Source organism: Candidatus Bathyarchaeota archaeon, from assembly GCA_026014585.1.
Lineage (GTDB): Archaea > Thermoproteota > Bathyarchaeia > Bathyarchaeales > Bathycorpusculaceae > Bathycorpusculum.
Map to the genome: position 1 here is coordinate 42,160 of JAOZIA010000025.1, position 7,629 is coordinate 49,788.

Annotated in this window: 11 protein-coding genes; 1 reads left to right on the forward strand and 10 read right to left on the reverse strand. The window is 44.8% G+C overall.

The features are described 5' to 3' along the window. Window positions 1-2,037, forward strand: a complete 2,037-nt coding sequence (locus NWF01_12520; protein MCW4025834.1) for a minichromosome maintenance protein MCM — start codon at window positions 1-3, stop codon at window positions 2,035-2,037. A 43-nt stretch (window positions 2,038-2,080) separates the two neighbouring features. Here NWF01_12520 and NWF01_12525 read toward each other — a convergent pair whose 3' ends face one another. From NWF01_12525 to NWF01_12570, 10 genes are all read right to left on the reverse strand, one after another. Next, on the reverse strand, window positions 2,081-2,854 hold the full coding sequence (locus NWF01_12525) for a PAC2 family protein (GenBank protein ID MCW4025835.1): 774 nt from the start codon (window positions 2,852-2,854) through the stop codon (window positions 2,081-2,083). Further along, on the reverse strand, window positions 2,851-3,018 hold the full coding sequence (locus NWF01_12530) for an RNA-protein complex protein Nop10 (protein ID MCW4025836.1): 168 nt from the start codon (window positions 3,016-3,018) through the stop codon (window positions 2,851-2,853). The genes NWF01_12525 and NWF01_12530 overlap by 4 nt, the downstream gene beginning before the upstream one ends. Before the next feature lies 1 nt (window position 3,019). Next, on the reverse strand, window positions 3,020-3,811 hold the full coding sequence (locus NWF01_12535) for a translation initiation factor IF-2 subunit alpha (protein ID MCW4025837.1): 792 nt from the start codon (window positions 3,809-3,811) through the stop codon (window positions 3,020-3,022). A 13-nt stretch (window positions 3,812-3,824) separates the two neighbouring features. Next, on the reverse strand, window positions 3,825-4,022 hold the full coding sequence (locus NWF01_12540) for a 30S ribosomal protein S27e (protein ID MCW4025838.1): 198 nt from the start codon (window positions 4,020-4,022) through the stop codon (window positions 3,825-3,827). Window positions 4,023-4,037: 15 nt separating this feature from the next. Next, the gene (locus NWF01_12545) at window positions 4,038-4,313 is read right to left on the reverse strand and encodes a 50S ribosomal protein L44e (GenBank protein ID MCW4025839.1); all 276 of its coding nucleotides are present in this window, start codon (window positions 4,311-4,313) and stop codon (window positions 4,038-4,040) included. A 113-nt stretch (window positions 4,314-4,426) separates the two neighbouring features. Beyond that, window positions 4,427-4,831, reverse strand: coding sequence for a 30S ribosomal protein S19 (locus NWF01_12550; protein ID MCW4025840.1), 405 nt, complete (start codon window positions 4,829-4,831; stop codon window positions 4,427-4,429). A 16-nt stretch (window positions 4,832-4,847) separates the two neighbouring features. Continuing rightward, window positions 4,848-5,588: a 50S ribosomal protein L2 gene (locus tag NWF01_12555; GenBank protein ID MCW4025841.1), complete on the reverse strand. Its 741-nt coding sequence runs from the start codon at window positions 5,586-5,588 to the stop codon at window positions 4,848-4,850. A gap of 13 nt (window positions 5,589-5,601) precedes the next feature. After that, on the reverse strand, window positions 5,602-5,862 hold the full coding sequence (locus NWF01_12560; protein ID MCW4025842.1) for a 50S ribosomal protein L23: 261 nt from the start codon (window positions 5,860-5,862) through the stop codon (window positions 5,602-5,604). Next, complete coding sequence (gene rpl4p / locus NWF01_12565) at window positions 5,862-6,641, reverse strand: 50S ribosomal protein L4 (protein MCW4025843.1); 780 nt, start codon at window positions 6,639-6,641, stop codon at window positions 5,862-5,864. The genes NWF01_12560 and rpl4p overlap by 1 nt, the downstream gene beginning before the upstream one ends. 2 nt (window positions 6,642-6,643) lie before the next feature. Further along, window positions 6,644-7,615, reverse strand: a complete 972-nt coding sequence (locus NWF01_12570) for a 50S ribosomal protein L3 (GenBank protein MCW4025844.1) — start codon at window positions 7,613-7,615, stop codon at window positions 6,644-6,646. Window positions 7,616-7,629 lie beyond the last annotated feature (14 nt).

Here is a 7,629-nt window from a genome sequence, read left to right on the forward strand (position 1 = left end):
TTGGCTAATGAGCAGGAAACAATTGACCCCCAGCAGCATTTTCAGGAGTTCTTCAAGAAAGAAAAGTATCGCCAGCGCATCAGCCAGTTAGCCATCTCAGGTAAAGGCAGCTTAAGTATTGATTTTGAGGACCTCTACGGGTTTGACCCCGAACTTACCGAGTTACTCCTAAACAAGCCAGAAGAATACCTGCAACACGCTGGAAAAGGAGCATACGAACAACTACGCATTGAAGATGCTGAATACGCAGAGAAGATTGAGAAAATAATTGTCCGCGTCTTCGCATTGCTGGGCAAAGAGCAGTTGCGTAGGCTTGGCGCTAAACAGATGGCTAAGCTGGTGATGGTTGAAGGCATCGTTGTCCGCGCCACACCCGTGCGCCCAATGGTTCAAATCGCAGCTTTCAAATGCAAACGATGCGGCACAGTAAACCACATTGAACAAACAGGACAATTCCTTAAAGCACCAGCTATTTGTGGGGCGCCTGACTGTGGCAGAGATGGCCCTTTTGAGTTTGTTCAGGAAGAATCCAGATTTATTGATTCACAGGATTTGAGGTTACAGGAAAAACCAGAGGATTTGCCGCCTGGACAGTTACCAAGAACATTAGCGGTTAAACTGATTGGCGACGAAATCGTTGATTTAGCAAGACCAGGAGACCACGTTTCAATCGTGGGCATTGTCCGAGCTTTTGCACCATCACTAATGGGGATGGGAAAACTTCGCACATTCATTCTTCAACTTGACGCCAACTCTATCGAACTCCTTGGCAAAGAACCTGAATCCTCACCGCCGACGCCAGAGGAAGAAGCAAAAATCTTAGAGTTATCCAGAGACCCAGAAGTTCACAAGAAAATCATGCGTTCCATAGCACCATCCATTTTCGGCAACGAACATCTCAAAGAAGCCGTAATGTACCTGCTCTTTGGCGGAGTCTCAAGAAGTCTGCCAGACGTAAACATCAGAGGCGAAATGAACGCGCTCATCATCGGTGACCCAGGCACAGCCAAATCTCAAATGCTCCAGTACGTTTCCCGCATCGCACCCAGAGGCTTATACACTTCAGGCAGAGGAACAACCGCTGCGGGTTTAACTGCTGCTGTGGTACGTGAAAAAGGAGGCTCAATGTCACTAGAAGCAGGCGCGTTAGTGCTTGCAGACAAGGGAATCGCCTGTATTGACGAAATGGACAAGATGCGCCCTGAAGACCGCGTTGCCATACACGAAGCCATGGAACAACACACTGTTTCAGTTGCAAAAGGAGGCATCGTGGCAACCTTAAACGCGAGAACAGCCGTGCTTGCAGCCGCCAACCCGTCACTGGGCAGATATGAGCCTAACAGAACTGTGGCTGAAAACATTTCGTTACCAGTAACAATCTTGTCAAGGTTTGATTTGATTTTCGTTTTACGTGACGTGCCAAACAAGGATTCAGACAGCAAAATGTCTAGGCACATTTTGGAAATTCATCGCAAAGGAATAAGCCCAGTGGAAGCCCAAGTGGATGTGGATTTGCTTAAAAAGTATGTGAGTTATGCTAAGGGAGTTAGACCTGAATTAAGCAACGAGGCACTCAATAAACTAAGCGAATTCTACTTAGCTATGCGTTCAGCAAGCGAATCCGAAGGCTCCCCTGTTGCAATCACCGCACGACAGCTTGAATCACTGGTACGTATTGCTGAAGCAAGAGCCCGTGTTGCGCTTCGCAAAGAGGTCAGTGCAGCAGACGCGGAAGCAGCCATCGCGATTATGAAACGTTCACTTGAAGAAGTAGGAATTGACTTATCCTCGTATAAAGTTGACATTGACATTATCATGACTGGACGACCCAAGAGCATCCGTGACAGACTAAGCATTGTACTCTCAACATTGATGGATATGGAGCGAGTTACAGGCATAGTTGAAAGAGACGCCTTTGTTGAAGAACTAGAAACCAAACATAAAATCTCCAAAGCTGAAACAGAACGAATGCTTAGCCAACTACTACGTGAAGGCACAATTTATGAGCCAAGAGAAGGATGCCTAAAGAAAACCTAAAACAAATTTTTAGAAACAAGGAAAAATAAAGAAGTGATTGAGCCTACGAGATGTAGGTGGTTTTCTTGTCCTCTTGCTTGCGAGTTTCCTCTTCCTGCAAGGCACGTTTCTCTTCAATTTGTTGAAGACGAGTAACCATGACTTGAGCCCGAGAAATTTCCTCATTTAACCCTGACAGGTCAAGCTCAAAACCAAAGGTTGACTTCAAAATTTCCAAAACACTCTTTGCCGCTAACGGGTCTGGAAGGTAACCGCGCGTTTCACCTAGAAGACAGAGGGCTTCCATCTTTTTGAGGCGTGCCAACCCAAGGATTAATCCTGCCGTGCCCACAATTGGGCTACCTGAACTGCTAACAACCGCGCCCGCAGCTATTGCTTTATCGAGAACTTCTTGGCTTGTTGCTGCAATGTAGACCCCGGGTTTTTCTTTGGGTTCCATGCGGTAACCGCCGATTGTTGCGATGGTTTTAACGTTGTATTTTTGGGAGAACTCTAGCATTTGGTCTGCGATTTCGTATTGTCCCTCAATTGTTTGGGATTGACTATCGCCAGTAAAGAAGAGCAGGTCATTTCCTCCTGCAGGGTTTTTCCAGAAGTAAAATGTTCCACGTAAAAGCCTAACATTGCCCTTTTTGTTTACAAGAACAAAGTATGGGAAATGTGGTGAGTACAGGTACGCGATTTTTTTGGCTTTTAATTGTTTGATTAGGTAGCGGATGGCGATTTTTCCTACAAGTCCAAGTCCGGGGAGCCCTTCAATTAGGACGGGATTGTTTGCTTCAATTGGGGTGAATTCTTTAATGTATGTTTCTTTCATTGGGAACCGCTCCTTTTCATAGCCATTCGATACTTTAAATATTTATCATCAGGCGAAAACTTGGGTGGATGAGGAATACGAACAGGTCCGCCGCAGTAGGGACAGGACGTTTTGTTTAGAGTGTAGTGGTCGCAGTTTGCACATTTTCGAAGTTGCCAAACCAAATTATTTTTCCCTTCTAAAGGTGCCTTGTCCGCCAACTTTGGTAATGTTTGATATGACATTGTCGGCTGCTTTCTGCAGAACCTCTTCAGCCTTCTTGTAATTTTCAGCTAAGGCTTCAATGCTGTATTTTGGCGCTGCAATAACATAAAATCGGACTTCGGAACCTTTAATTTTTTCTGCTTTAACCTTCGCGAAAGCTTCCTTGATTAGTTTCACACCGTTTGGTTTCATGCAGTGGATTTCAAGTACGCCTTTAACTTTAACCATTTTAACGTGAATACGTTCTTGCGCTACTTCAACAAAAACTTTGGCAATATTTTCAGGTATACCAATTTTTGTGAGAACTTCAGGTCCTTCTTTAACTGCTTTTTCAAAACCCTCATACAAACCAAAAAATTTGTCATCCATAGCTATAGCGGCCTTTTCTATGGCATCATCTTCAGGTGGCAGAGACAACTTTTCTGCTACACCACGAAGCAGGGCTTCTGCTTTGCGCTCTTTTTTCCAGGAAAGAACTTTTTCGATTCGTTCCCTTTTCGTTACTCGCCTTAAGGAAAGGTCAATGTGTCCTTTTTCAAAGTCTACGCGGAGAACTTTGAGGACAACTTTTTGTCCTTCACGCACAAAATCGCGGATGTTACGTATCCAAGAAGAAGAAATTTCGGAAACGTGAAGCAACCCACGTTTATCATATTCGTCAAGTTTAGCATAAGCACCATAATCAGTTACAGTCTCAACTGTAGCAATTACAAGATCGCCAGCTTCTGGCCATTCGGGCTTACGCTCAGCCATTTAATTATTCCTCTTACTCATAAACTGCTTGAACGTCACCGTTAATTTTGGTTTTTCCGCCTGTTGGTGATGCAAGCATTTCACCGCAAACATTGCAGGTTACTTTGTTCACTGCGTTACTGAAGATTAACTGTTCATTGCCACATTTTGGGCATTTTACCCGCAGGAAGTTGCTGCTTGGTTTGGGAATGAGTTTATTCCAGTCTGACATATTTTTTTCCTCAGATTATTGTATAGCTACTTTTCGTAGGCGGATGCCTTCTTTGTGACGCATAAAACCGCAAGTTTTGCATTTTAAGCGGAAGGTTTGTTTTTTTGTGGTTTTGGTGAATTCTCTTTGCAGGGGATATTTCTGGCCACCGTAACCTTTCTTTTCTCGTTTGTGGTGGCGTTCGCCAACTGCCAAGGCTCTTCTTTTTCCAGCCTTGTAGAGACTAACAGCGTGAGCTTGATGAGTTTTACATTTCGGACAGTAAGTCTTTACTTCTTTGGGAACGTTCACTTTTTTCACGACCAGCTTTGCATAAAAGAAACACACATACTCTTATACTTTTTCGCTTTTATGACACAATCTTTGTTTTTCAATCTTTTCAATAAAGGGGTAGTTGGGTGTGCTTATTTCAGCGGCACATACATTGATGACCGTGAAGCACCGATACCTGGAGTTCCGTGACGCACTGGCTTGTTAGTGATTGCAAATTCACCTAGATAGTGACCTATCATGTCAGGCTTTATTTCGATAGCAACGAATTCTTTGCCGTTGTGCACGTTGATTTTTGTTCCAACCATTTCGGGTAGGACAATCAAATCGCGAACGTGTGTTTTGAGACTGGCGTCTTTGCCGTTCTGCTGGGCTTCTTTGACTTTGCGCAGTTTCTCTAGTAGTATGCGTTGTTCTGGTGTTAGTCCTCGCTGTAGGCTTCTTCGTTGGCGGGAAGGAAGCAGGTTGATGAATTCATCCATTGACATGCCTGCTAAGCTTTCCAAGCTGTGTCCGCGGTAACTAAATTCTTTTGGCATTTTTCATTCTCCTTTTTTATCTTATTGCACGTTTCTTTTTCTGTCCTGGTCCACGGGCTGCGATTAAACCGACTTTCTGTCCTGGTGGTGCACCATGTGAAGTTGTTGTTGTACGTCTTGCACTGCGTTTGCTGCTACCATAGGGGTGAACAGCTGGAACCATTTTGCGACCGCTGGTTCTTGGGTACTTGTGACCTTTGGCTTTCATCATGTGGAATTTTTCGCCTGCTTTAAGGAACGGCTTGTCAATTCTGCCTGAAGCAGAAATTACGCCGATGGTTGCCATGCAATAATCATTAATGTATCGGTTTCTTCCAGAAGGAAGCCGTATCATGGTTCCCTGTGGGGTGTGACCGACAACTGTAGCGTACGCGCCTGAGGAACGTGCCATTTTGCCTCCGTCACCGGGTCGCAGTTCAAGGTTGCAGACCAAGGTTCCTTCAGGGACTTTTCCCAAGGAGACAATGTTGCCTATTTCTGAAGTTGCGTTTCCACCATATTGGACTTGCTGTCCTGTAAAAACGCCTTCAACAGCCACAGTGTAAAATGATAATCCATTTTCAAAGTTTACCAAAATAAGTGGTGAACCTCTTCCTGGATCATGAACCATAGAGTCAATTGTGCCTTTAACTGAAGTTACAAATGCTTCTTTAGGAGCAATAGCGGGGTACTTTGCTGGGGCTACACGCTTATGAGTTGAAGCGCGGAAGTTCTGTCCGCCACGCCCTCTTCTTTGTACACGAATACGTTTTCCCATAAATCATGCCTTCTTAGAGTATTCCAAGTTTAATTGCCACGTCTGATGCGCGGAATTCAGGAGTCAGTTTCACGAAGGCTTTTTTTGTGCCTTGCGCGGTTATGAGCAGGTTAATTTTATCAACTTTTACCTCGTAGAGTTTCTCAACTGCTTCTTTTATGTCGCTTTTTCCAGCTTTGAGGCTGACTGCAAAGATTAGTTTGTTGTCGCGTTCAACCATGACGCTGGCTGACTCTGTCATTAGTGGGTACTGTATTACTTCGTTGGGATCCATTAGTTTTCTGCTCCTTTATAGATTTCATTTAACTGAGCGATTGCACCGCTTGTCCAAACAGTTAATCTTCCTGGGTGTGTTCCTGGCGCAAGCATTTCAGTGTTAAGGTTCTTAACAGTGGTAACTTCAACGCCTGAAAGGTTACTTGCCGCGTTGGAAACATTTGTTTTGTCAACAACAACGAAAAGTGGACCCACGGCTTGCTTCATTTTTCTTCCACGATGCTTGCCTTTGCCTGCACGGATTTTTCTGCTTTCTTTTACACGAGTCACATCTGGTGAAACGCCTAAGCTGATAAGCGCGTTTTCAACGTCTTGTGCTTTGGTTAAACCTTCCAGTGTATCTTCAACAATCAATGGGAACGCTAAAACATCTTCGGTTTTATGTCCTCTTGCAGTAACGGTTTCTTTTTGTGCTGTTGCTGCAATTGCAGATTGTAGGGCAAGTTTTGCCTCTTTCTTGGGGATGTTTTTTACAATGATTTTTTCGGTTTTTGGTGGGTGAGGTTGTCTTCCGCCAACTGTGCTTGGAGCAAATGCTGCTCTTCCGCTTCCCCCTTTAACTCTGGGGACTCTTGCGACACCGCTACCTGTTCCTCGTGATTCCGCTGATGTTTTTTTGCCTGCCATCAGGGCTCTTCCTTGTGGTTGAAGCCTGTTGGATTGGATGGCTAGAACTGCGCGTTTTATCACGTCTGGACGCAGGGGTGTTTGGAAAACAGATGGAAGGTCAACTTTTCCTGTTACTTTTCCTTGTAAGTCAAATATTTCTGCGGGCATTTCTATTTACCTTTTCCCTGTGTGGATTTTAGTGATATGTAGGTTACTTGTGGTGGCGCTTCTGGCGCTTCGGTTGGTGGACGGGCTGGTACACGGAGGCGTATGTGGCGTTTTTCTGTGCCTGGAACACTTCCTTCGATTAGGATGTAGGGTCCTTTTACTTCGCCGTAGCGGACAAATCCGCCTTTAACGGTTACTTCTTTGCCGTCTTTACCGATTTTGAGAATGCGCTTGTTGAATTCGAGTCTTTGATGATAACCCATTTGTCCTGCTCTTGCAACGGAGTACATGAGGTGGTGGGGATTCCATGGACCTAAAGTGGCGATTCCACGTTTGGTTTTCCTGCCTTTATGCTGCAGTTTAGTGACTCCCCAACGTTTAACTGGACCTTGATAGCCCTTGCCAACGGTGATTCCTGCGATGTCAATGTATTGTCCATCTTTGAAGACTTCTTCAGAAGCCACTGTTTTGCCTAAAAGCTGCTTGGCATATTCGAGTTGCTGCTCGATTGTTCCGCCGCCGATTTGAATTTCTTGGACCTCGGGTTTTTTCTTTGACAAGCCTGTTTGGCTGGGCTGGGTTGCAGCTACCACGCGAATGGCTACTGTGTGTTCAAGGTTTTCTTGAACTTTCTGTAGCATCGCTTCTGTGTCAAAGTTTTCTGGCAAAACCAATGCGCGGTCTAGTATTGCTGGGGGTTCTTTCATCCAGACCTCGGTTAGGTTTTGTAGTCCATAGGGTGTTTTCATATAAGTTTTAAAGCCACAAATCAGCATTGGTGGCGTTTCTAGTATGGTTGCTGCCTTCATGACTTCTTTCCCAAGGTGTGGGCTACGTTTTTTGTCTTCAATTGTGAAGACATAAGTCATGCCTGCTTTGTAAGCTGATAAACCTAAAAGCCTTGGTGCGTCAGAGTTAATTTCTGGCCAGTAACGTATACGTGCCACTGGACTCTTGGCGCGTTTCCTAGGCAAATAAGCTAGTGAAC